The 25,473-nt window shown below is 51.7% G+C and carries 12 protein-coding genes; 1 reads left to right on the top strand and 11 read right to left on the bottom strand.

Annotated elements, in window-relative coordinates; translation table 11 throughout:
• Positions 1-147: 147 nt before the first annotated feature.
• The 10 genes from LZD49_RS29770 to LZD49_RS29725 all read right to left on the bottom strand — a co-directional run bounded on the left by LZD49_RS29770 (position 148) and on the right by LZD49_RS29725 (position 22,447).
• Positions 148-1,446: a hypothetical protein gene (locus LZD49_RS29770; RefSeq protein WP_234671651.1), complete on the bottom strand. Its 1,299-nt coding sequence runs from the start codon at positions 1,444-1,446 to the stop codon at positions 148-150.
• Positions 1,447-1,599: 153 nt separating this feature from the next.
• Positions 1,600-3,162 (bottom strand): glycoside hydrolase family 30 protein, encoded by a 1,563-nt coding sequence (locus tag LZD49_RS29765; protein ID WP_234671650.1) that lies wholly within the window; start codon positions 3,160-3,162, stop codon positions 1,600-1,602.
• Positions 3,163-3,230: 68 nt separating this feature from the next.
• The gene (locus LZD49_RS29760) at positions 3,231-4,910 is read right to left on the bottom strand and encodes a RagB/SusD family nutrient uptake outer membrane protein (protein WP_234671649.1); all 1,680 of its coding nucleotides are present in this window, start codon (positions 4,908-4,910) and stop codon (positions 3,231-3,233) included.
• A gap of 17 nt (positions 4,911-4,927) precedes the next feature.
• Entirely contained in the window at positions 4,928-8,095 is a 3,168-nt protein-coding gene (locus LZD49_RS29755) for a TonB-dependent receptor (protein ID WP_234671647.1), read from the bottom strand.
• Positions 8,096-8,363: 268 nt separating this feature from the next.
• Positions 8,364-12,497 carry a two-component regulator propeller domain-containing protein gene (locus tag LZD49_RS29750; protein WP_234671644.1) on the bottom strand — a complete coding sequence of 1,378 codons (4,134 nt, stop codon included), beginning with the start codon at positions 12,495-12,497 and terminating at the stop codon, positions 8,364-8,366.
• Between the two features lie 140 nt (positions 12,498-12,637).
• Entirely contained in the window at positions 12,638-14,995 is a 2,358-nt protein-coding gene (locus tag LZD49_RS29745; RefSeq protein ID WP_234671643.1) for a PDZ domain-containing protein, read from the bottom strand.
• Between the two features lie 38 nt (positions 14,996-15,033).
• Positions 15,034-18,165, bottom strand: a complete 3,132-nt coding sequence (locus tag LZD49_RS29740; protein ID WP_234671641.1) for a PVC-type heme-binding CxxCH protein — start codon at positions 18,163-18,165, stop codon at positions 15,034-15,036.
• Between the two features lie 423 nt (positions 18,166-18,588).
• The gene (locus LZD49_RS29735; protein ID WP_234671640.1) at positions 18,589-20,352 is read right to left on the bottom strand and encodes an FAD-dependent oxidoreductase; all 1,764 of its coding nucleotides are present in this window, start codon (positions 20,350-20,352) and stop codon (positions 18,589-18,591) included.
• A gap of 15 nt (positions 20,353-20,367) precedes the next feature.
• The gene (locus LZD49_RS29730; protein ID WP_234671638.1) at positions 20,368-21,564 is read right to left on the bottom strand and encodes an FAD-dependent oxidoreductase; all 1,197 of its coding nucleotides are present in this window, start codon (positions 21,562-21,564) and stop codon (positions 20,368-20,370) included.
• A gap of 37 nt (positions 21,565-21,601) precedes the next feature.
• Positions 21,602-22,447: a heme-binding protein gene (locus tag LZD49_RS29725; RefSeq protein ID WP_234671636.1), complete on the bottom strand. Its 846-nt coding sequence runs from the start codon at positions 22,445-22,447 to the stop codon at positions 21,602-21,604.
• Positions 22,448-22,734: 287 nt separating this feature from the next.
• Between LZD49_RS29725 and LZD49_RS29720 the strand changes: the two genes are divergently transcribed.
• Complete coding sequence (locus LZD49_RS29720) at positions 22,735-23,907, top strand: exo-alpha-sialidase (protein ID WP_234671634.1); 1,173 nt, start codon at positions 22,735-22,737, stop codon at positions 23,905-23,907.
• A gap of 49 nt (positions 23,908-23,956) precedes the next feature.
• Here the strand turns inward: LZD49_RS29720 and LZD49_RS29715 are convergent, their stop codons facing one another.
• On the bottom strand, positions 23,957-25,267 hold the full coding sequence (locus tag LZD49_RS29715) for a Gfo/Idh/MocA family protein (protein ID WP_234671632.1): 1,311 nt from the start codon (positions 25,265-25,267) through the stop codon (positions 23,957-23,959).
• Between the last annotated feature and the right edge of the window lie 206 nt (positions 25,268-25,473).

The following is a 25,473-nucleotide window of genomic DNA, read 5'->3' as shown; positions in this document are numbered from 1 at the left end:
GGAAAGCTGGGACTGGTGCCCCACTGTCCTCTTCATCCATCGTACTTAAATTCGTAAGACACGAAGAGCCAAAAACTCCTCGAAAGAATGATGCGGCTTTCCTCCCTTCCTCCATCGTCCCTTTCCTCCTACCCGCCTTCCTCCTTTTCAAAGTGGCAAAATCCCCCTGATCGTTGGGTTATCAAGCAACATCCGCAGGCGAATGGAATCGGGATAGGGAATTTCAAATTGCGGCTGGACCAGCACCGATGGATCGCCCGTTTTCAGGTATGCTCGCACGTTCGATTCCTGTTTCATAGAGAGCTGGTAAGCCCTGCGAACAACGCGCATATCGCGATTCCAGCGGGTAATGTGACCCATCACGAACACCACAAAGAACATCGCTCCTATACAATAAACCTTCCAATTTTTCGTCGAAAGCGCTATAAAGCGGGCTGCGAACCACCCATTGCCTATCAACCCAAGCGTGAACAACTCGGAGTGCCGTGACGACACGCTCCCCATTGCCTGACCGCGCCCGTATGCGATCGCGAACACCTGCGTCAAGGACCACATCACACATCCGGCCATGACGATATCCGCATGCGAGAGCTCTTTTTTACGCAGCAGCCAAGGCACCATGCCGAATGCCGGGATCCATAGCACTGTCGCTGCAGGCCAGCTTTTCGACACTGGCCATGCAAGCAGGTAACGCAATGCTCGCACCACTTCCGCGACATTCCGTGCACGGTAAACGTGGTTGGCTTCGATATGCGGCATGATGAGGTACCCCTTCAGAGTCGCTGCCGCCAGCAAAACGGCCATCGCCACCTGCTGCCAGCCGACCTTGCGCCGGTCCAGCACCTGCAAAGCATACACGCCTATGGCAGTAAGCGGCGTAAAAATACCCGAAGCCATCGTGAGCACGCTCACCCAAGAGCACAGCAGCACTCCGCACATCGCCAGCAGGTTATCGGGATACAATGCGGCGAGGATCAATGCAAAAAGCGTGAAAATAATCAGGAAGTAAAACTGGCTCTGAAATCCGACCAGAATATTCTCGGATGCGAAAATGAGCGAGAACTGCGCGATAATGACGATCAGCACGAGCCAGTGGAACCCGTACAACGCCTTCTGGCGTGAAAGGAAAACAATGATAATGAACGGAATGCAGGCCGCAACGAAAATATTCACACGCGCTTCGATAAGGTTGTCCCAAACACCTGTCACGTTGAAAATGAGCAGTGATAGAAGCCGGGTTAGAAATATCCGGTGCTCGTTATGCGGCTGCCAGAGAGTTCGCATTTCAAGCTTGCCCTCGATCCATGAACGGAGCAGTTGATCGCCCTCGCCATCCCACTGATCCCAGAAGGGCAGAGCGATCGCATAGGTTTCAACGTAGTAGAACCGGGCGGCTATCACAACCAGCAAGGTCGTAAGCAGGGCAAGGATATTTCTTCTAGGCAAGAGCTGAACATAAATGTGGAAATCAAAATTAGCTTGCGACCGTCAAAAAGAGGTGATCTTTTTGAAATATAAAAAAACGAACCGGCACCTATGTACCGATCCGTGAAGGGCAAATGCTGTTTTTCAACAGCATTCACAACGCATTACTTCAATCTACATTTTGCCGGTTACAGTTACAATGCTTCTCGCCTTCACTATCATTTTACCATCTGCATCACCACTTTTTACTGGTGCCAGTTCACTCTGAGCCGAAGTTTCGTATATCTTTCTCACTCCAACTTTTTGCGCTGAGCTAAGTGTAATATCCACCTGCCGGTCCTGGTTATCACTGTTAATAATTACCGTCACCAGCTCTTTATCAGTATTCAAATAGGAAGAAACCAGCAAGCCATCCGTTCCCAAACTGCTCGCAGCCTCCACCCGTACAGCTCCCGGCCGCACGAATCGGCTGAAATTACCCATGGCCCAGAGCATTTTGGAAGACTGATAATTTCCGTCGGTTTTATTTCTATCAATGTAAACCAGCCCGTCCTTGTAATCATAAGGCGAAATTGATATCCACCAGTGCCAGGCAGAGGCATTCGCATTCACAAGGTCGTTATGGATCACTTTCGCAATATACAGGCCGGCATCAATGCCCAAATCGCGGCCCTCCCCTTTGATCTCACCATCGTTATCGCCCAAAATGCAGTACTCCGACATCCAATATTCGAGCCCCGGCACCGTGGCCAGCTTCGCCGCGAGTTGCTTCCGCTTTGCAACAGCGTCTTTATAAGGAGAAGTAGTAAAATAGCTGTGCCCTGAAATAGCAGGCAGAACGTTGGTCAGGTTGCCGAGATAGTCGGGACTGTTTTTATCAAAAAAAGTAGAAATCTGGCTGGCACGGCCCGGCCGGTTGTGCTCCGAATAAAGATACTCGATCTGCCCGGCTTCGGCGATGTTGATTTTGGTAGGAAGATTTTTCTTCAAAAGCGATGCGCTGAGCGAGCGGGTGATGGCGGCGATCTGGTTATTGAAGTAGGGCGTTCCCTCCTGCCCTCCGTCGCTCCAATCCCATTGTGGCTCGTTCACCGGACTCACGTATTGAAATGTAATGCCCGTTTTCTTTTGGACGCCTTCGATTACATCAGCCAGGTAACCAGCAAACTTGTCGATTTGTTGTGACGCGAGGTTCGGCTGGCCGTTTGTTGCATAGCCTTTGCCATTGGCGGTAAACTGAACTGGCGGAGTATTTGGGAAAATAAGAAATTCGCCAACGCCCCGCTCTTTGGCCGCATTCAGGAACCACATTTGCCCGGCTTGCTTGTTCCAATCATAACCACCGTCTCCCGCGAAAAACGACTCGGCACGCCGCCACTCGTCACGGATACCGCTGGCGTCGCCTTGCTCGGTCGTACCTCCTCCAACATTAAAGCGCCACAGCGACAAACCTATGCCTTTCATACGGCCGTCGGCCAACGTGTCGCGGCTGAACAGCAGATCGGCGATCGCGTTCTTTTTTGGGAGGGGCCAATTGCCCGCAAACTGGCAGGCCCAGGCGTCGGAGCCACCGAAATGGCGGATAGTTTGGTAAGTTTTGGACGGATCGATGCGGATCGTGACGGTTTCGGCAATCGGATCGACTGTTTGCGTGGCCGGTTCGGTTCCGTGGCAGCTTGTGGAAGCGGCCATGAGTAGCCCAAGGAACAGCGTTCCCGGAAGTTGAGAAAATTGCATGAGCAGGTCTTTCAGGGAATGGATAAAAAAACTCCCGGTGATGGTGGCACCGGGAGCGAAGGATCTGATTAATAGCCCGGATTTTGTTCGAGCTGGTTGTTCGAAGCCTGGATTTCGGAGCGCGGGATCGGCAGCCAATATTGCTTGTCGGCAAAGTTACGGCCGGTCAGCGCTTCTTTCCTGGTGTAGGTAAATGTGCTTCCGCTCTTGCCGATCTCGACCCCGTAAGCAGGGACGTTCTCAGTTACGTTGGCAATTTTCCAGCGGCGCACATCGTAAAAACGGTGCTCCTCAAATGCCAGCTCCACGCGGCGCTCATTACGGATACGGTCGCGCATCTGCGCCTGCGTGAGGCCTGCGGGTAATGCGGGCATACCCACGCCTGTCCGCTGGCGGACCGCGTTCACAGCTGCGTACACGCTTGCGTTGGGTCCTGTGGCTTCATTTTGCGCCTCCGCGTAGTTGAGCAGGATTTCGGCATAGCGAAAGTAAATCCACGTTTGCGTGCCGGCTACATCCCAGGGATTGTCGATCGGCAGGTTGTCGTTCATGAACTTTTTCAGATAATAGCCGGTTTTGGACGTATTCCAGTTCGAGGGGCCGTCTTTACTATCCTTGCCGCCCGGTGTGAACGTCTCTACGGTACTGTTCCGGTAGGGAGCGCCATTGTACAGCACGGTTGCATAAAAACGCGGATCGCGGTTTTTATACGGGTTCTTCGGGTCATAGCTGGTATTGGCATCGGTAATGCGGGTACCGTCCATCATTTCATAATCGTCCACCAGGTTTTGCACCGGCACGTTCCCGCCCCAGGCGTTGTAGCCATTCGGTCCGTTCGCGATTTCGAGGCACACGTGGCGCGCGCCCACAGCGTACAAGCGACCAAAAATGATTTCCGGATTATCGTTCGTCGTAAACAAACTACCGTAACCACCGGTGTAAAGGGTGTATTTATTCAAATCCATCACCGCCTTCGCCGCCGCTGCGGCTTGCTGCCAGGTTCCGGCATTGTAAAGCGGGCTCGCCGCGTAAAGTGCCAGACGCGATTTCAATGCCAGTGCAGCACCTTTTGTAGCGCGCCCGAGCTTCCAGGTGTTATTATCATTTGATTCGGGCAGCAATGCCGCGGCTTCGTCGAGTTGCGCGATGGTGTAGTCCAACCCGGCTTTGATTTCCGATTTTTGGAACAGTTCAGGGCTCGTCAGATCATCGCTTACTTCATAAACCTTATCGCCAAGTAACACTACTTCCCCATAATTACGGATCAGATCGTGATAGCGGAATGCGCGGATAAACTGCAACTCGCCTTTCAAGCGGTTGCGGCGGCCCGCACTCATCGGTACTTGCTCAATGTTCGCCAATGCATAGTTAACCTCCCGGATACTGCGGTAGCTGCGACCCCAGAATGTGCCCGCGATACCGGTATTTTCCGGCGCGATCTGCCCGCGCTGGATTAGCCAGGTGTTGTCGTCGTTGTTGTAGATCGACTCGTCGGTCAAAGACGACCACATCGCATATTCAAAACCGCGCCCAAAACCGGGCAATGTGCCTTCGGCTTCCTTATCGGTCAGGCGGGTGCCCATGTAGCGGTTTGTGACGTATGCTTCGAAAAGTACGGAATCGGATAGAATGGAGGCGTCGGAAACCCGGTCGGTGGGCACGACATCCAGCAAGTTCTGGTCACAGGCGGATAGCGAAAATAGCATCGCCGCGGCCAGGGCAGGTAATGTTAAGCTCTTTATGTTCATGTTAATCATGATTTCAATTAGAATTTGAGATTGAGGCCCAGGTTCAGGATGCGCTGCTGTGGATAGAACTGGCCGCTGGTGCTGTTACCTTCCGGATCGTAATCTTTCACGCCCGTAATGGTGAACAGGTTGAATGCGCTGGCATAAATGCGAAGTGACGATATTTTCAGCCTAGATAATGCTTCTTTCGGAAGCGTATAACCCAACTCGACGTTTTTCAGACGAACGAATGAGGAATTATTCAACCAGAAATTATTGGCATACAACCCACCATTTATCGAAGACGATGCACGGGTGTCCACGCGGGGGAAACTGCCTTCAGGGTTGGTTGGGCTCCAACGGTTGTCGGCCCAGCTGCTGTAAAAGTTTCCTACCTGGCCCGATTCCGGCAAAACATACTGGCTTACCATCCCCTGGCCCGCGAAAACTACCGCCAGATCGAATGCATCGTAACCCGCATTGAATGTCAGACCGTAAGTGAGCAATGGCACGTTGCCGTATTTACTACGTATCTGGTCATCGGCGGTGATCTTGCCGTCTTTATTGTAATCTTCCAGGATCAGGTCGCCCATTTGCGCGCCCTGCACGTGCGGGTAGGCATCCAGGTCAGCCTGCGTGCGGAAGATCCCGAGCGTGTTGTAAAGCAGATTGGTATACAATGGACCACCCGTCTGACGCTGGTAATCAATCGCTCCGGGTGCTTCATCGATAAAAATCACCTTGCTTTTGGCATAAGTCACGTTTCCGGAAATGTTGTAGCGGAACTTGCCATTGTGGTTATAGCCCAATGTCGCTTCTACTCCGGTGTTATTCACTTTTCCAAGGTTCTCGTCCGGCACCAGCGGGGTGTTGCTATCTGTTTTGAAAGGGTTTACAATACCCGAAGTATTTGGAATGGAAGCATTTCTGGCCGCAAGGATATCCGATCTTTTCTGATTGAAATAGATCACCTCGATATTGAAGTTTTTCAGGAAAATAGCATTCAACCCAATATCCAGCTTCTTGGAAGTTTCCCAGGTAATGTTCGGGTTGGCCAGTTTGGTAAGGTCAATGCCCGGCGTGATCACGTTGCTGCCCAGCACATACTGGTTGTTGAACGAGTAGTTGTTGTAGAACTGAAATTGACCTACATTATCATTACCCAATGTCCCATAGGAAGCACGGAATTTCAGATCGTCGATAAAATTGACGCTGTTTTTAAACCATTCTTCTTCCGAGATACGATAACCTGCCGAAACCGAGGGGAAGAAACCGTATTGCTTGCCTTTCGGGAAAACAGATGAGCCATCTACGCGTGCCTGTACTTCGGCCAGGTACTTCTCATTAAAGTTATATGCCAAACGGCCGATGTAGCTCCTGCGGGTGAAATTGTAGCTGCTACCCGAGTTGTTTTTGTCCGTCGCTGCTGCGCCACCCTGGGAAAGCTCTGGGGTAGATGTGGTTGGGAAATTGATGCGGGAAGCACCAAAAGTGGCCTCATTACGCTTGTTCTGCTCATAAGCCACAAATGCATTGATATTGTGCTTGCCGATCGTTTTGAGATAGTTCAAACGAAGGTTTTGCGTGAGATTGGTGATATTCACCTGCGACTGGTTCAGCGATGCTGCGCCCGCGGAACCTCCCGTCACGACACCCGTATAAGCGCCGGTATTTTTGTCGTAATTGTAAAGTGTATAAGGCGTGCTGAAAGTCTTCGTAAAGTTGAAGGATTTATCCACCGAATAGAAACCATCCACAGAAAGCCCGTCCACGAACGGCATGTTATAGCTCGCACGTAAGATACCGTTGAATACAGACGTCGGGTTGCTCACGGTGCCGCCCATGTCGGTACCGAGCACTACCGGGTTGCTGTTCTCCACACCGGTCGAGTAAAAACCATTCGGGTATTGTGCGATCACGGTTGGATATGCGCGGTAGATGGAGCGGAATGTGTTACCCGCGGATGAAGTCGGGAAAGCACGGTTTTCCTGACGGCCCGAAAGTCCGAGGCTTACTTTGAAGTCCTTCGTCACATTGGCGTCGATATTGGAGCGGAAATTATACTGCTTGTATTTCGTAGCGCCGTTTTTGTATAAACCATCCTGATAGATCGTTCCAAGCGACACATAGTATTTTACATTATCGGTACCACCATTAATAGCCAGACTATGCTGGTTTTGCAATGCAAAGCTTTTGAGGGTCTCTTTCTGCCAGTCGGTATTCGGGTAGTTCAACGGATCGGAGCCATTGCCAAACTTGGCGATTTCCTCCGCCGTGTAATGCTGGTTCATACCTCCGGCCGGGTTGTTGTAGTAATCGATCTCGTTCATGATCGTCGAGTAGGTGGCCGCATTCGCAAGCTTGGGCAAGCGTGTCGGTGACGAGAACCCCTGGTTGAAGCTGTACGAAATGACCGGTTTGCCCGTGGTACCGCGCTTGGTGGTCACGAGAATGACGCCATTCGCCGCGCGGCTTCCGTACACCGCCGCCGAAGCGTCTTTCAGGATGGAAATGCTCTCGATGTCGTTCGGATCGAGGCGATCGAGGCCGCCCACCTGGCCGGGAATACCGTCGACAACGATCAGCACGTCGTTATTTCCCGTCGTAGCAAATCCACGCACGGTGTAGCTCGACCCATCATAACCAGGCTCACCACCCCGGTTGTTGGCCACAAAGCCGGAAAAACGGCCTGCCAGTGAGTTCGACAAGTTAGGCTGTGGGCTTTTGACGATATCCGCACCTTTTACTTCCGAAACCGAGCCGGTTAAAGTCGCCTTTTTCTGCGTGCCGTAACCTACGACCACTATTTCATCCAGTGTTTTATCGTTCGGCGCCAGTTTCACATCCAGCTGTGAGCGGTTACCAACCACGATTTCCTGGTTCACATAACCGATGTAGGTAAACACGAGCGTACCGTTGCCATCCGGCAAGCTCAGGGAATATTTGCCGTCCACATCGGTGGTGGTACCGGTGGAAGTGCCTTTCAGGATCACACTTGCGCCAGGTAATCCTTCACCGTTCTCGGCGGTGACTGTTCCTTTTACGGTAAATGTGTTTTGTGCAAATGCTGAAAAGGAGATCAGCACAAAGAGTACCGACCAGAGCGCCGCTGTGAGGGTAGCCCCAAAGTCAGCCCTGAGGGTTTGGCCAGCGTTCATACCCGATTGCCAGGAGCGTTCAGGTCCTCTGTTAAAAGTTTTTTTCATACAGCTGTAAAAAGTTGAATAATTGGATGCCGGATCAGCACATAGCAGCGGTGGGAAAGCGTTTCCGTCCGTGCATCCCAAATCTTGAAATAGTCATAGGCCCGGGTGCCTATCGCCGCTTTTATGAATTGATCAATCAAAAGTAGGACTATTTCAACCCCACAGAGGGGGGACATTTTCGCATTAAAAAGGGGGTGAATTCACAAAAAATGCCCGATTCTGTTAGAATCAGGCAGGAAAAGCTGGGGATACTCCAATAAATGAGAGATTAAACCGATTTTTTCCGGAAAATATCCTTGTCAATGGTAATCTGCTCGTGGAAGGGTTTTCTGAATTTCTTCACATAGTCCGACGGCTTCATGCCGAACAATTTCTGGAAATGCTCACGGAAATAGCGGATGTCGTTAATACCGACGCTGAATGCCGTCTCGCTGATCGTAATGTCGGTGGTGATCAGCAGCTGCGCGGCCTTGCGCAATCGGATAAAGCGCACGAAACTGGTAGCCGACTGTCCGGAAATGGATTTGATACGGTTATAGAGCGTCGAATGGCTCATGCCGATCTCGGAGGCCAGGACTTTTACATTGAATGCAGGATCGGTAATATGGTTTTCGACAACGCGGATACATTCGTTGAGAAACTCCTTGTACTCGGCCGAGATCTTGAAATCACTCGTCTGCAAGGTAATCTCGTTGTAAAAATACCTTTGCAGATCGTTGCGGTTACGAAGAATGGAAGTAACACGCGCTACAAGGATGTCCTTGTCGAAAGGCTTGCTGATATAATCGTCGGCACCACCCTCGATACCTTTCAGCCTCACGTCCTGGGAGGTGCTGGCGGTAATCAGGATCACTGGTATGTGACTTAGCGCCATATCGAGCTTCATCTGGCGGCACAGTTCGATCCCCGAGGTTCCACCCATCATAACGTCGCTGATGACGATGTCGGGCAAATGCCTCCGGACAAGTTCCAGTCCTTCTTCCCCGCTTCCCGCTTCGAACATCTTGTATTTGCCCGAAAATATCGACGCCAGGTACTGCCTGATCTCTGAATCGTCGTCCACCACCAGCATCGTGTGGCTTTCGGTCGACGGTTCCTTCATATCCAGCAGTTCGCTTTGCCAGTCGGGCATCGCGGGCACTTTTACCGGCATTACTCCGTCGGAAAGCTCTTCCAGCAACACCGAATCGCGTGCCTCGCCTTGCTGCGCATTCGGGATGAGGTTGGGATGGCTTTTCCAAAGCATTACCTGGAATGTCGTGCCCTTGTCGAGCTCGGATTCATACCGTAGCTCTCCGAAATGGCTTTCGACAAACGTTTTGGCAAGATATAAGCCAATTCCAAAACCACCTTTGGCGGCAAAACGGCGGTCGGCATACTGGTGGAATACCTTGAAAATATCTGCACCTGCATCGGCCGGAATGCCCGGACCGGTATCACTGACCGTGATTTCTACCTTTTCACCTACATCGTACACCCGCACCGACACGTTTCCATGCTCGGGTGTAAATTTCAACGCATTGGAAATCAGGTTGAATATCGCAATCTCGATTTTCTCCCAGTCACAGGTAATCTCAACATCCGATTCGGGCAGTGTCAGTTCATAATGGATATGCTTTTGCTCGGCCTGGTGCAGGAAGCATTGAAACACCTCAGTAATGAGTTGCGGCAGGTTATGGATGGCTGGTTTGAGGCGGTCGGTTTGCTGATCGGCCTTACGGAACAGGAGCAGCTGATCGACGAGACTTAGCAGTCTTTTCGCATTTCTATAAATGATATGTGTGCTGGCATCCGTACTACCCGCCTGCAACATTTCCCGTATTGGGTTGATGATCAACGTCAGAGGAGTTCGGAATTCGTGTGAAACGTTGGTAAAAAACGAGAGTTTCTTTTCATTCAGCTCAATCTGCTGCCGTGTTTCCAGGTGTGCCAACTGCACCTCGTATTTCATCTTCTCCCGTCCCAGCTTGTATTGCTGGTAATAGTAAAGGATCAATCCGACAGTCAGAATGTATAACAAATACGCCCACCAGCTCTGGTACCAGGGCGGCATCACGCGGATCGGCAGCGATGCATAATCCTCAAACCACACCCCATCCTGATTGGCAACCTTCACTTTGAACTCATAATTCCCCGACGGCAGATAGCGGTAAGTGGCCGAACGCTCGTTCTGCACGTAATTCCAGTCTTTATCCAGCCCTTCGAGCATGTATGCGTAGCGGGTAAGCTCCGGATACGCGTAGTTTAATGCCGTGTAGTCGATTGAGAAAATAGGTTGGTCGGGTTTTATGGAAAATCTCCGCGACTTTCCCAGATATTCATAAAGGGAAACAGCCTCATTACCTTCCCGGTCTTCGCCAAATATCCGCATTCCGCTGATCATCACTTTAGGCTTGTAACGCGATGCTTGTACTTGTGTCGGGTCAAAGAGGTTCCAGCCTTCGGTACCGCCAAAGCAGATCATGCCGGTTTTAGTATTGTATAAGGTAGAACCGGGATTGAACTGCCCGCCCTGCAAGCCATGGCTCGTATCAAAATTTTCGATAACACCCGTCTTGGCATCGATCCGCGACAAGCCTTTGTTCGAGCTCACCCAAACTTTCCCTGTACTTTCGGGCTGGATCGCATTAATCACATTACTGGCCAGACCCCGTTTCTCATCAAAAAAACGGACATTCCGGGCGCGGGTATCCAACAACAACAATCCGTTCCCCTCCGAACCGATCCAAAGCCGGTCCTGGCGATCCATATAAAGCGAAAAGATTATACGGTTGGACAAATAAGGCTCCTTACCCGCCGCATTGAACCACGATGTGAACTGCATCGTGCGCGTGTTCAGATAGTTCAGCCCGCCTCCATAAGTCCCGACCCAGAGGTTCCCGTATTTATCTTCGGTAATGGCACGCACGTCGTTGGCATTGATAGAGCTGTTGGAAGGGATAAAATGGCGGAACTGGCCTGTCTGTTCATCGAGTAACCCCAGTCCTCCCCCATTGGTACCGACCCATATATTCCGGCGCATATCCTGGTAAATCACACGCACGTCGTTCTTAGCCAGCGAATTGGTGTCGCCTGCCTTGTGCGCGTAACGTATGAAAGTATCCGTGGAGGGGTCGTACCTTACCAGACCTTTGGAATACGTCCCGAACCACAGGCGGTCCTGCCGGTCGCGGTGTGCGGCGATAATGGCACCGTCGGGCAATTGTCCAGGTTGTGAAGAGGCTGAATAATGCCTCAAAATCTCACCCGATGCGCTGGTTTTGTAAATCCCGTCGCCATCGGTGCCTATCCAGAGATTGCCGTCCTTGTCGGCACACATGCCATAATAGCGCAGATAGCTGTCAGCACGTGCGTCGGTTGTTTTTTGCTCAAATTTTCTGAATTTCTCGGGAATGGCGCTGATCAGGTAAGTACCTTCTCCATAGGTGCCCAGCCATACATTACGGTCCTTATCTATAAAAAGCGATTGTACGGAACGCTGCGTAATGCCCTTGCTATCTTTATCCCGAACTTGCTCAAAGACAAGCTTTTCCGGTGACTGAGTCGCCATTTGTGATAGTGCCAGCCGGTAAAGTCCGCCATCCTGCACGCCTATGAGCAGGTTTTGCTGCCGGTCTTCGATTAGCGAAAGATAAATGTCGCTCCGGTGAAAGGTATCGATGTGCAAGTCATAAAACCGCCCTTCCGATCTTTTGAAAAGTATCAAACCTCGGGAGGAGGCGATCCAGACATTGCGCAGATGGTCTTCGTAAATGGCATTGATCCGCGTCGACGGCACGTTGGTCGCGTTCAGCCCGGCTTTGACGAGCTTTCCCGTGCCGTCGCGTTTCCAGACCTCGATACCATTATCGCGAGAGCCGAGCCATAACATCCCCTGAGAATCTTCGAAGACGATCAGAATGGAGTTCGTAAAAAGCCCCGGTAATGTTTGCTGGTTATAGGAAGTGAACTGATGTTTTTTTGTGTCAAAAGATGCAATTCCTGATCCGTTCAAAGCCAGCCAAAGCCGGTCGCCAGAGCCCTGACTAATGTCGCTGACGTCGTTACCCGTGCCGCCTTTGTTCTGAGAGGGCTTGTAACGGTTGAAACTTTGTGTCGCTGGTACAAATTCACCGATGCCGTCCCTGGACGAAACCCAGATCTTGCCGTTCTTGTCGCGGAGGATGGATTTGACATAATTACCCGGCAAACTGCGCGGATCGTTACGATCATATTTGAAGTTTTTGAATGCCGTTCCATCGAACCGGCTCACGCCATCGCCGGTTGCAAACCACATCATACCGTCGGTGTCCTGTGCAACACTGTTCACCACCCCAAACGACAATCCCTCACGGATGGAGTAGCGCAGCACGCGGCCACCGGCATTATCGGCAGCAATGCCTGTGAGCGCAAGACTGCACATTACAAGCAATAGTAACTTTGAAAATATGTGTTTCATCACCCGCATAACCCACTTTCTGACATATTTTACGAAACAAAGTAATCCTTCTACGCCCGCTTTTTGCACAAGCGAAACTTCAAATATACAGTAATCCGGGACGACTATTTGAAAGAAACCGTCAACTTCTGCATAGCCTGGTTCCTGAAAAATGCAACTTCCCCTTCCCCCATCCAGTTGATTTCCTGGAACACATCCATCAGCTCTTTCACAGTGCTGATTTCGCGATGGTTGAGCACACGGATGACATCGCCCGGTTTCATCCCGGCCCGCGCGAGAATGCTATTTTCCGGCGCAACTTCCACAACCACACCCTTTTCATCCGGCAAGCCGAAAGCGGAGCGGTCGCCCAGGCCATTCACATTCCGCAACTTACCTCCCAACCACGCCGCGTCGCTCACCGCCGTTCCGGCAGCAAGATTATTGACCGTCGGCAATGGCACCGGTGCCGCTCTCCTTTTCAGCTCCGGTGATACGACACCGAACGCGTCCATATCAAAATTCACAAAACCCAGCTGTAATGCCGGACTGCCCGGTTTTACGCGGTAATCACCTTTGGCCGCGTCTATAAACATCGGGTCGCCCGCGAGGCTATGTGAGTCGGTGCCGCTCTGACGGGCTTTTTCCAGTGCATTTTGATCAGGAAACAGGTTGTAGTCTACTTCCTTACCCCATTCGTTCACCCGGATCGGCGCGTAGGCTTTGGTCACGATGTTTTTCCTGAACACATCCCCGCTTTTGGCAAACCATACGTGCGGATGGAAGGAATTGTTGACCATAATGTTATTTTCTACCACTCTTTGAAAGCCCTCCCGCAGTTTCAGCCCACCATTCAGACACAGGTTATTGTAAATGTGATAATTGGAGCTGCCGTCATCGAGATCGACATCCCAGCCATGGTCGCACCGGAAACGGTTGTTACGGATGACGATCGTTTTACCGGCGTCGAGCAGGATCAGCTCGGGATGGGCTGCTGCAAGACTGTCCATCGTTTCGCGCACGGGATGCCAGAAGCGGTCACGTCCCCAGGAGTTGAACGACCCATGATCGCCGGTTTCGAGCACGGTATTGAAAACGTCGTTATACTCGATGATATGCCCGCCCCAGGTGCCCTCGCTCACATTCACACCCGCACGGGGAATATTGTAAATCGTATTGTGACTCACTGTAATGTCCATGCTCATGGAAATCTCCACGCCCGCAATCTGCTTTTCCACGCTGCCAAGGCCATTCATGAGATTATCAAAAACTTTACATTCAGCGGGATAGTTGTTGGTTTTAGGGCCGGGTGACTTATCCATCTGCGCATAAGGCACCGACTCCTGGTACTCGAAGCCCGGTGAACGCACCGCAGCGGGATCGCCGACGAAGCAGACCGCGCTGGCTCCGGTATTTTCAAAATGGCAGCCCGATACTTCGCCACTACGGTTGTAATTACTAAAAAACACACCATTACCACCGATCGCATTGAAATGACATTGGCGGACGGCGCAATGCTCCGTGCCTTCCAGCAGCACCGCACCGCCGCGATAAATGGCCCAGTCGCTCCTTAGCAGGGGCTCTTTGGTTTCCATGAATGTGCGCAAGGTGTGCGCCAGTTCGAAGCCCTCGATATGGATATTGGTCACCGGCTTGCTGGCCGAGCCACGAAACTCGAACAAATGCCGGATCTGCGGGGAAAGCACTTCCTGCGCATTCCCGGGCGCATACACGTAAAGGGTTTTGGCTTGGGAATCGAAATACCATTCATCGGGCGCATCGAGTTCTTCCAGAAGGTTTTCGATGAAGCGGTATTTGTCGTGCATACCCATCTGGCGGTTGTTCTGGTAACCGCCTTCCAATGCGAGGGTGCTATCGCTCGCTTTGCCGGTAACCCGGTAATGGTAATCGCCCCATTCATGCTTGTGCATGGCATGGATAAACGCACCCGCCGGGCTCTTCCACGACTGTATTTTGGCTGGCGAAAGCACATCCGCCGAATACCCGCCAAAATGGCTCGCCGAGGAATCGTAGTTTGGAAAACGTGCCATATGCAGCTTCTGATCTCCGATATACAATTGGTCGAATGCCACATTGCCAGCAATCATCGTCTTTTTAATATTCCCTTTGTATGCCGACCATTTCACCGGGATCACTGCTGCGCCGCTGATGGTCACTTTCTCGCCGGGATATGCCTTGTAGGTAGCAGTTTCCGCCCTCGCACGCGAATCTTCCGGACTGAACACCACTGGTTTCGATAAATAATATGTCCCACCCCGGACCAATATCACCACCGCTCCCCGCATTGCCCGCACTTTATTCCGTGCCGCTTCCAGGGTTGCCAAAGGTTTTTCCTTCGAGCCCGGGTTGCGGTCATCACCATTTCGGGCTACGTACAGTTCGGCAGCCGGTGCAGAATGGACCAGGATTGTAATAATGGTGCAGAGCGCAGCCAGGATCAGTTTGTTCAAAATTTTATTCATAAGTTTAATTAATAGCATTCCACTGATTGACCTTGATGCTATTTCAATGTACGGATATAGGCCAATAAATCGGCCACTTGCTGATCGGAATACAGGTCGATCAAACCTTTTATCATAAAAGACCGGCCACCCAGCGTCCCCTGGCTTTTGATCTCGCTGGCGGGGATGAAAGTTTTGGCGCCGCCCATGAATGCAATAGTTGTACCACGGTTATCCTGATTGACCAGATATCCTTCCACTGTGGTACCATCCCGCTTGCCAACCCTAAAAACAGCATATCCGCTTTCCACTGCCGCGTCGGGATCGAGGATTGCCGTGAGCAATGCCTCATTCTCCCGATTGGCCGAACCATCCAGCGACGGGGCGATATTTTGTCCTTTGCCACCTGTCTGATGGCAGTTCAAACAGGTTTGAAACAATACCCTTCCGGTCTCCGCATTGCCCTTTTTCTTTTCCGCAACCATCATGTATTTCTGCAACCGGGTTTTGAACGCCTTTTTCTTTTCGGTTTCCAAAGCTTTGGCGTGAGCCAGCATTTTGGCCGTTTCAGGGTCGCTTTTGCGGACGGCTGTGAGTCGCTCTGCCGTAGGGACGTCTACAAACCGGGTGTTCAACTGTTTATTTTTAATCAGGTAAATCAAAAGATCCGCCCCGGCTTGCGACGATGGGAGCATGCTGGTAAGCTCGGCTTTTTCGACGTCGTCTAACTTTGGAACCCATTTTAGGGCCGCCTGCCTGGCTCCTGCGGCATCTGCCTTAGCTAATGTCAGTAGCGCCGCTGCCCGTACATCGAATGCACGGTTATCGTCACCAGCCATTTTCTCCAATACACTTTTTCCTGCCCCGGGATTGATGTCGACTGCTTTGAGCGCCAGTTTTACGGATGAAGCCGGCATATCACGGTCTAGCGTGCCGAGCACCTCTCCCACCGATTGACGCATCCCGAACCTTCCGACAGCATCCAGGCCCAGGTCTGTTTCTTCCTGAACAGTACTTTTCAAGAGCTTCGATACCGGCGCGGCCAGCAAACCTGCCAGCTCTACGGATTGTACCTGCGCTTGGTTGCGGATCGCATAACGCACGTAATCCGTCGCCTGTGGTTGTTCAAATGCCGGTTTGACCATTGTCACAACATTTTTATCAGAAAGCATTCCGGCGATGCTGATAAACGTCGGCTCATCGATTTTCTCAATATGCGCTTCCGGCCAAAAGCGCAGGAATGCGCTTTCACGCTCTTCCTTTGGCAATGCCTGCGTTGCCCATAGTAAATTTTCCACCGGCACTTTCGCCACTTCCGGTCCTGAAATGAACCCGGCTAACGCCTTCGAATGCTTTTCAAGCGCCTTCCTGGCCAAAAATCGTTCAAAACGCCGCTCATAAGGGCCACCGAGCGACTCTCCTGTTAACTCTGGCTTGCACGCCGCGACCAGTATAGTGATTCCCGCCGTATCCAACTCGCCCACCTCGCCCAGCGTACGCAACACCTGCGACCGCACCATCGGATTCGGATCATCCGTCAACGATTTTAGTCGCGAAGCAATTTCACTACCGCCCAATTCAAATGAACCAAGCGAACGCACCGCTTCGCGACGGATGTCACCCGACTCCGCCGATAACAAATCTTTCATCACTATTTGGTCGAGATGCTGCAAACTCTCGAGGCACCATAGCGCGTGAATGCGCGTCACGTCATCCGCATTGTGATCGGCTGCGATTGCGGTAATGGCTGGGATCAGGCCGGATGTTTCCTCGCCTGGCCGATCGGCGATCTGGTGCCAGGCTGCCCGCTTCTCCCACAACGAAGGCGACCGCAAATGCTCCGGCAACGCCGAAACCGGCATTTGATAAAAATCAGGAATGTCCCTCGGCCGCTGGCTCACATGCCGTATCCGCCAGATTCGGCCACGCGTTTTGTTGCGGTCGGGATGCGTGGTAGGCAGCTCGTTATGTGAAATGATTTTGTTGTACCAATCGGCAATGTACAGGCATCCGTCCGGGCCAAATTCCATATTCACCGGTCTGAACCAGTCGTCGTCAGATTTAAGCAGGTCCGGCAAATGTGAGGCGGTAACCGTGCCGTCGGGATTTCTGATCACTTTGACGGCGTTAATGGAACTGGTGATGGGATTGGCCAGAAAAGCGACGTCACGGTAAGCTTCCGGAAAGGAACCGGAAGCATCATCAGCGAAGGCTGTTCCTGAAATGCCGGTCCCACCCACGCGGAACGAATGCAGTTCAGGCATAAATGGCTGGTAAGGCCTGAACCGCTCATTCCCAATGCCCGGGAAGGCGGTCCCCGGCTCCATCGGCACTACCGAGTAGCTGAGATCATTGGCCTCCGACCCGTACCATTGCCCATTACCCCTCAGCTGAAAACCCCAAATATTGTTCAAACCCGCGCTGACCAGCTCCATCTTCCGGCCATCCGGCGAGAACCGCGCTATTTTACTAAAATCCACCTTCAAACTGTCTCCACTCAAAAGTGACTTCACACGGCCCCTGTTCAACGCTCCATGACTGAAATGGATCCAGTTACCTGGCGCACGCACAAGCACATGCGCCATTGTATGCGAGTCGGTGAACCCGAAACCGGTGAACAGCGGCACACGTTTATCGGCCCTACCGTCCTTATCGGTATCATCCATAAAGAACATCTCTGATCCCTGCGCGATATACGCACCGGTGCGGTACGGCAGGACACTCATCGGGATCGTCAGGCCGTCGGCCCAGATATGTGGTTTGACGGGGCCGTTGCCGTTAAGCCCCGAAAGGATAATTACCTTGTCCGAGCCTTTGGTTTCGCCTTTATACAAACTCAGCACGCGTTTGAAATTCGGGTGGTTTCGCTGGGCTTTCTCATCGTCCATAAGTTTGAGAAGATCATCCCACTGAATATCGGAAATGGGGTCTAGCGGGTACATCCGTGCCGTTTGCGTCCAGAGCCGACCTGCGTCGTCGAATGTCAGGTCAATGGGATTGACCACGCTATCGCGCTCGCTGGCCACCAGTTCCACGACAAAACCTTCGGGCAAATGAAACCCTGCCAGTTCCTCTTCAGGTGCATTCGCTCCCTTTCTTACTGAATGCGTTTTGTCCTGGGCGAAAGCGGGAATGGCCAACATTGCCATTGTACAAAGCAATGTTGCGAACCAATTTCTGAGGTTGTTCATGGTTGGTGGTGTCTTGATGGGTTTGTCGAAACAAAAAGGAAGCAGGGCGCTTGCTTTACTGATAGTTACAACGTTAGCTCAAAAACACTCAACGTTTGAGGGGAAAATCAATCATCGGACATTGCCGCTTACACTTGTCAAAGATCAGCACAACTACGTGGCACCATTCCGATTCGGGGAAAAATCGGTGTACGCACTTTGGTTTTTGACAACAGACGACATCGCCACTATGTTGAATGAAAATGAGCATCACCTCATTGAGCTGAGGGTGAGTTGTAAGCACGAATTAACCGGTTTAGGCAGTGTGTTTGTCAAGACCTACTCCAAACACGATATCAAGGAGGAAACTCTCAAGTCGGGCAACACTTTTAGCAGAGGCTGCCCCCCAAAAAAAGGCAGCCTCTTCATTTGCATTTCGCCCGATCACCACCCCATATAATAAGTATCGCTGATCCAATCCGGGCGTGTCAACCCGAAATGATCTTCCAGCATTTTTTCCGCTACGCAGAACGCGCCTTCCACCCAGCCCTGCTGATCGGAATAGGCTTCACCTACGACGTGGATGCGCTCATCCGCATCGGGTTTGCGCATGTATGGCATCACATCTTTCACTGAAACGCCGGCTTTCCAGGCATGATAACCCGCACCGAAGGGATCGTCGCTCCAATCGCGGAAATAGGTTACGTATGGTTCGGGAATCACAACCTGGTCACCATGCACCTCGCGGAGTTGCGACATCAGTTCGTTCACCATCAGCTCCGTAGCCTGTTCATGTTCCAGTGCTTTCAATTCGTTGAGGGAAGCCGATCTGGCCGCGCTCACCTTGAATAATACCGTATCATCCGAAAGCGCTTTCCAGAATGTCTCGGTTTCCATATCGCCATAACTGCCGAGGAGCATCGAGTTGTTGGTTTCTTTATCGGTGCCGAAGTAATAACATTGGCGCATCGGCAAATCGGTAATCGAATGCCCCGAGTCGATGCCTAGTTGCTTCCACCATGGTTCGGGGAAGCCCATCAGGATCTTGAATGCAGGTTCCATGATCACGGATCGGATGTTCCGGTCGAGGACAGTATTCTCGTTGGCATTGAAAAAGAAATTGTCCTGATCCAGCAGTTCGAGTGATTTGCGCGGCATACCGAGGATGATCGCATTGGCGTAAGCATGCCAGATCGTGTTGGTAGGGATATTCAGGAATGTCAGTTCGTAACGGTACTGGTCGCGGAGCTCGTGGCCTTTTGAGAAGGTCAGCAATTTGTTTTCAGCCCAAATACGTGCGCCCGGAATGCCCACATACTGATTCGCCAGCGCGTAGGCAATGCTGTCGTAACCCTCATCGATCGTCTTGTAAGTCACGTCGGCCGAAAAATCACCCACCATGTAAGGAAATGCTTCGGCCGCATTCCAGTTAATCGTGTTGGAATAATAACCACCCGCATTGGCTACAAACTGATAACCTTCTTCCGAAACCAAGTCTTTGATAAGGTTCCAGAACCCGAGGTCGTTCACTTTGCGACCATTGTAAGGTGATCCTGGAAAATTGTACGTGAGATTGGGTTTCACATCGTCCCAATCGCGGCTCGTGAGCTTGAATCCGTAATCGTATTCGGTCGGCCCTTTTGTCACTTTGTCGGAATACTTGCCCGCAAACCACGGATCGGCCATAAGCACGTCATAGATAATCTTGTTGAAAAGCTGGTCGGAACTGAAACCGATATCGTCATCATTGAGATAGTAACGCGTCACCAGTTTCCGGCCTTGTTGCTGGGCCTCATTCCAGGCATCCTGTTTGAAATGCTCTTTGCGGAGATAAAAAAGCAGATCGGCCGGGTTGCCCATCGGAAAGGGTACGGGCGTCATCCGGTCGTCCAGGACGAACTTGCGTTTCGCCGGATCTTTCTCTTTCAGGGGATACCCTTCTATCAGCGTCGTCACGATTTCCTGGGAAGTGAGGTACCGCATGCCGCCGAGCTCGCCCCAGAAGTTCATGCCAGGCAGGATCACCGATTCGAGCCTTCCGCCGAGCCGTTCGCTCATATCGAAGATTTGTACTTGCTCACCGGAATATTTACCTGTACTGGTCAGGCGGAAAGCACTGTACAGCCCCGATGTACCGGCGCCGATGATAGCAACCTCCATCTGAAGGCCTGGTTTCATTCCATTGTCAAGTGGCGTGTTTTTATTCATGTTGATAAATCAGGTTTAAAGCGCTTTGAAATAATTGTAACCTAGTTTGAATGGGGAGATGTCGAAGGTCGAATGACCGTCCAGTGCCAACTGGGTGAGGATCTCACCCAGGAATGGGGTGAATTTGGCCGCCCAGCCGGTGGCATATACCACTATATTCTGGTGATTGGGCACGTAAGGCGGCGCAAAATCGATCAGCAGCTCCTTGTTGGCTATTTTGCTGAGGGCAATGAGACAGGTGGAGGTGTAATGCGGCGTGGGATCGAGGCCGGTCATGTGCTCGCGGACCCACCCGGCAGTATACTCCAGCTCCTGCGGGTTGGGCACGAGCGTCCGCTGCTCGGGACTTTCAAGCGGATCGATCACGAAATCGGGCGCGACACGGATATACTCCGGATGATCCCATACGACGCCCGGAAAGCCGTAAAACTGGTTGCCATTCGAACCAATTGCATTCTGGAACACAAACCAGGTCGGGTACTGGATCGACGGATCGGTCTTTTTGAAATAGCACGACGACATATTCCAGTATGTCGCCTGGATCGTGAAACCAAGCAGGTTAATCACATTGTCGATATAAGGGCCCGGCACGAGCACCAGCTTTTCGCTTGTAAATATGCCTTTGGGAGTGGTGACATTAAAAAGATCCCCGTCCTGCTCAATGGCCGTCACCGGCGATTGATCCTGCAAGGTGGTGTAGGGACTGTGTTCGCAAGCCTGGTATAACGTCTCGATCGTCGCCCTGAAATCGATGCTCGCACCATCGGCCTGAAAGAGACCGGTGTAGGTATCCGGCAAATTCCGGAAATGGTATTGCGTTTCGATTTCCTTTGCGGTCAGGCTAGTGTAAGGTACATTCAGTGCTTTGAGCGCTTGTTCGGCTTCGGCAATGTTTCCCTCGGTGGAATGGACCGAAGGATCGCCGAACCAGAGCGTACCGACCTTGTCGAGCAAAGTTTTTGGTGTAAGAGATTGGAGTTCATCCCAGTACGGCTGCGAATCGAGCGCCATTTGCACCATATATTCCTCGGGATACGGAATGCGATATTGCCTTGAGACGCCTGCCGAACTGCCCAACTGGTTTTTGAAATTGAATTGTTCCAAAACAAGCGTTTTAGCTTTTCGTTTTGCCAGATGGTAGCCGGTGGACAGCCCCATGGCCCCTCCCCCGATCACGATCACATCAAAGTGATGTTCTGCCGGTATTGCCATTGTATTTTCTTTTTTTGTGAAGGATAGAATGTTGAGTTTACTGTTTTACTAATGTATTGATGTTCACATGCGGCCACTGGATCAGCTTGGACGGGTCATGGAATTGCGGAATAAACTCGATGATAGCGGTTTGAGAATATTGCAATTGCTGGAATGAGCCGCCCGTGTTTGCATTCTCCACAGTCTCGATCCAGAAAGTAGCCTCGAAACTGGTGGTATTGGCATTCTGCACGATAAATGGAATGTTGGTAATACCGCCTTTATTGGCCGTGCTGACTGAAATGGTCGTCGTGGAAGTGATCGTTTGTCCTGCGATTGCGGCTTGCAGGGTGGCATTAGGGTTGGTTTTGGTGAAGCCGGGCAAGGGCGTCAGATAGGGGTCGGTGTAACCCAGCGGCTTGGAGCCAGGGCCGGTAATCGGCAGCGTGCTGATCTCGGGAATGTTGGGAGCGCCACTATTTACAGCCGACCCGCCGAGTGCCAGTAGCGAATCTCCGTGTGGTACCGATGCCTGGCGTGCAATGCTGAATTCGTCGGGACAGTCGTTGAGCAGGAGCCAGGTACCGTTTTCGGCATGCAGTAGGCTGCCGTCGACATTGCTGTGAATGCGGAGGCTGTAGAGCAACGTGGGCACCTGCTGTACGACATGTGTGCCGCGGTTGGGTGTCGGCGTGCTCAGGGGCGTGATAGTGAGCGTTTCGGTGTAAGGCTGTACCAGCAGCAGAAAACCGCCTTTTTGATTGGGAACCGCCACGAGGTTCCAGCCTTTGTTTCCTACCCAGGTGCCGATCAGGTCTGTGAGCGGACCGAACATCGAGTTAGTTTCTGTGGAGGCGCCGCCCAAACGGATGGTTTGGGGAGCATTACTAGTAACTTTTAACATGGTGTATGATGGTTAAAGTGAAATGAAATGCGGACTCAATGCATGGCTGTGCCCACGTTCACCTCAATCAATCCTACACTCCGGGATTGCATCATTCCATGTATTAATAGAATTAGTTTGACAATTTATTAAAAATATGGTTACATAAATTTTATAAGAGTTATTGCGACAGTCAAATTTACTTAACGGTAAAAAATCATCTGATCGGTGACATTTTAACACCAATTAGGAATATTTACCTGTTCAGTAGCAATAGTTTTAGATTTACCTACACGTAATCAGATGATATGCTCCGAAAGACCTTTTTGATACTGACACTTCTGGCTATTACATCGGCGGCATTTTCGCAAAGCGATCCGGATCTTCAAACATTGTTCACGGCGGGTGAAAACGGTTATAAAAGCTACCGCATCCCTGCGTTGATCCGCTCCAAAAGCGGCGTACTGATCGCATTCTGTGAAGGACGGAAAGAGGGGGCCGCGGACGCCGGGGACATCGACCTGCTCATGAAGCGCTCTACCGACCATGGCAAAACATGGAGTAGCCAGGCCGTCGTCTGGGACGACGGGCCAAATACCTGCGGCAATCCCTGTCCGGTGCTCGATGAAGAAACCGGAGAAATATTACTGCTGCTCACCCACAACCGCGGAGATGTGCCCGAAAAAGACATAATCACCAAAAAATCCGCGTCGACCCGCACCGTGTGGTTATCGCGAAGTGGCGATCACGGTGCAAGCTGGACGAAACCGGTTGATATCACCCAAACCACCAAGAAACCCGAATGGGGCTGGTACGCCACCGGGCCGGGCATTGGTATTCAAATCAAAAACGGCCCGCGCAAAGGTCGGCTCGTAATCCCCTGCGATTTCAGCTACGACGACCCCAACGGCAAAGTCCGCAACGGCCCGTTCGAATACGGATCGCACGCCATTTACAGCGACGATCATGGCAAAACCTGGCAGCTTGGCGGCACTATCACACCAAAAATGAATGAATGTCAGGTAATTGAAGTAGCAGACGGAAACGGCACTTTGCTCATGAATATGCGCTCCTATTTCGGCCATGGACGAAGGGCACAATCGGTAAGTTATGATGGTGGCGTAAGCTGGACGGCCCCGGAAGACGTTCCCGAACTGGTCGAGCCGATATGCCAGGCATCGATCCTGCGGTACACATACAAAAGCGGTAAGAGAAACAGGAACACCATGCTCTTTCTGAACCCGGCAAGCTCCACAAAAAGGCATAACCTTACGCTGCGCGCAAGTTTTGATGAAGGAAAAACCTGGCCCGTAATAAGAACAATTTCCGCTGGCCCATCGGCCTATTCGAGCCTCGCGGCTTTGCCAGACGGCCGTATCCTATGTCTTTATGAATGCGGAAAAACCGGTTCTTATGAGCAGATCGTGCTGCAAAGCATTACGCCGGAATGGCTTTTCAGCGCGTCGTCCAAATCGCCTTAATGTCTTCGGCCCATTTTCCCGCCGATGTGCCCGCCGAGTTCCTGAACGGCTATGCACGTGGCATTTTGTAGCCATTGTGATAATCGTTTGCGATTAGCTTGTTGGCTGCCGCGTTGTCAAACTCGCCTTTTTGTGCATTCCAATGTAAGGTGCTGCCCGTCCGGTAAGCGATGTTGCCCATTTGCGACAAGATCGCCACTTCTGCGCCTACGCGAATGGGGGCATGCAGGTCGCCCAGGTTGCGGGAACGGATGACCTCCACAAAATTACGGGCGTGCTCGTCGAGGCCGTTATCGGATGATTTTTGCAACATTACCGCCTCCATCCGTTTTTCGTAGGGCACCACTTCCCAGCCGTTCCGGTCGACAATGAGCGTTCCGTTCTCGCCCAGGAAAGCAATGCCGTGCTGACGGTTGTAAATACCCGCACCATAACCGATCACATGCTCCCATTGGATGTTGAACCCTTCATATTCGAAAAGCGTAGTCAGCGTGTCGGGCGTTTCGGCTCCCGGATTACGCAACATCGTGCCATTCGCGCTCACACGCCGGGGTTCAGCGGTCGCCTTCATACCCAACAATGCATAATCGAGCAAATGCACGCCCCAGTCAGTCATAATACCGCCGGCGTAATCCCAAAACCAGCGAAATGAGCCGTGGAAGCGATTGGAGTTAAATGGCCTTTTGGTAGCCGGCCCAAGCCACATATTATAATCGACACCCGCCGGTGCCGCGGTATCAGGCTGTTTCAAAATCGGGTTGCCGTAATTGAAATAACCCCACACTTTCACCAACCCTATTTTGCCCAATTTACCTGAATACATAAAATCGACCGCGTCGCGGAAATGCTTCTGGCTCCGCTGCCATTGCCCCACTTGCACCACGCGCTTATAACGTTCCTGCGCGGCGACCATGCTCCGGCATTCGGCAATGGAATTCCCGATCGGCTTCTCCACGTAAACATCCTTTCCTGCCTCACACGCTTCGGCCATCATCAGGCAATGCCAGTGATCGGGCGTACCGATCACGACCGCATCGATATCCTTATTGTCCAGCACCTGGCGATAATCCGCGTAGGTTTTTACCTGAATGCCCTTTCCGGCGAATTCGGCTGCACGTTTGTCGAGCACATTGCGGTCGGCATCACACAATGCGACACATTCCACACCCGGATTTTTGATGACCGCATTAATGTCCGCCCAACCCATACTATTAATCCCGATGGCCGCGACGCGGATCTTGTCTGCGGCGGCACGAAATGGCTTGCCAGCGTGTGCCAGCTCAGTGATAGCCGGGAAAAACGCGGCGCCAGTGGTGGCCGCAGTGGTGGTTTGGATGAATTTTCTTCTCGAAATAGTCATGACTGGTACAGGTAAGGAACAGGTCAGATAAAAGCACGTTTTAATGCGCTTTTACCGCAGATTTTGCACAAAGTAATCTTGTAATACTGCAAATGTCTATTCGGCAAATCTAGTCGTATTATTTTGCAATGCCGGGAAAAAGTATGCTTTTCCCGGTAAAAATTCCAAATGATAACGTTCCCGGCAACGTCTGCGTAAAAAAATCA

This window comes from Dyadobacter sp. CY261, from assembly GCF_021440085.1.
In the GTDB taxonomy this organism is placed as follows: domain Bacteria; phylum Bacteroidota; class Bacteroidia; order Cytophagales; family Spirosomataceae; genus Dyadobacter.
Note: the sequence above shows the minus strand (reverse complement) of the source record. Positions and strands in the feature narration are given on the sequence as shown.

Bases quoted from the DNA above. Each gene is read 5' to 3' on its own strand.
- LZD49_RS29765 (WP_234671650.1), bottom strand. From the start codon at position 3,162: ATGCAATTTTCTCAACTTCCGGGAACGCTGTTCCTTGGGCTACTCATG.
- LZD49_RS29760 (WP_234671649.1), bottom strand. From the start codon at position 4,910: ATGAACATAAAGAGCTTAACATTACCTGCCCTGGCCGCGGCGATGCTA.
- LZD49_RS29755 (WP_234671647.1), bottom strand. From the start codon at position 8,095: ATGAAAAAAACTTTTAACAGAGGACCTGAACGCTCCTGGCAATCGGGT.
- LZD49_RS29750 (WP_234671644.1), bottom strand. From the start codon at position 12,497: ATGTGCAGTCTTGCGCTCACAGGCATTGCTGCCGATAATGCCGGTGGC.
- LZD49_RS29745 (WP_234671643.1), bottom strand. From the start codon at position 14,995: ATGAATAAAATTTTGAACAAACTGATCCTGGCTGCGCTCTGCACCATT.
- LZD49_RS29740 (WP_234671641.1), bottom strand. From the start codon at position 18,165: ATGAACAACCTCAGAAATTGGTTCGCAACATTGCTTTGTACAATGGCA.
- LZD49_RS29735 (WP_234671640.1), bottom strand. From the start codon at position 20,352: ATGAATAAAAACACGCCACTTGACAATGGAATGAAACCAGGCCTTCAG.
- LZD49_RS29730 (WP_234671638.1), bottom strand. From the start codon at position 21,564: ATGGCAATACCGGCAGAACATCACTTTGATGTGATCGTGATCGGGGGA.
- LZD49_RS29725 (WP_234671636.1), bottom strand. From the start codon at position 22,447: ATGTTAAAAGTTACTAGTAATGCTCCCCAAACCATCCGTTTGGGCGGC.
- LZD49_RS29720 (WP_234671634.1), top strand. From the start codon at position 22,735: ATGCTCCGAAAGACCTTTTTGATACTGACACTTCTGGCTATTACATCG.
- LZD49_RS29715 (WP_234671632.1), bottom strand. From the start codon at position 25,267: ATGACTATTTCGAGAAGAAAATTCATCCAAACCACCACTGCGGCCACC.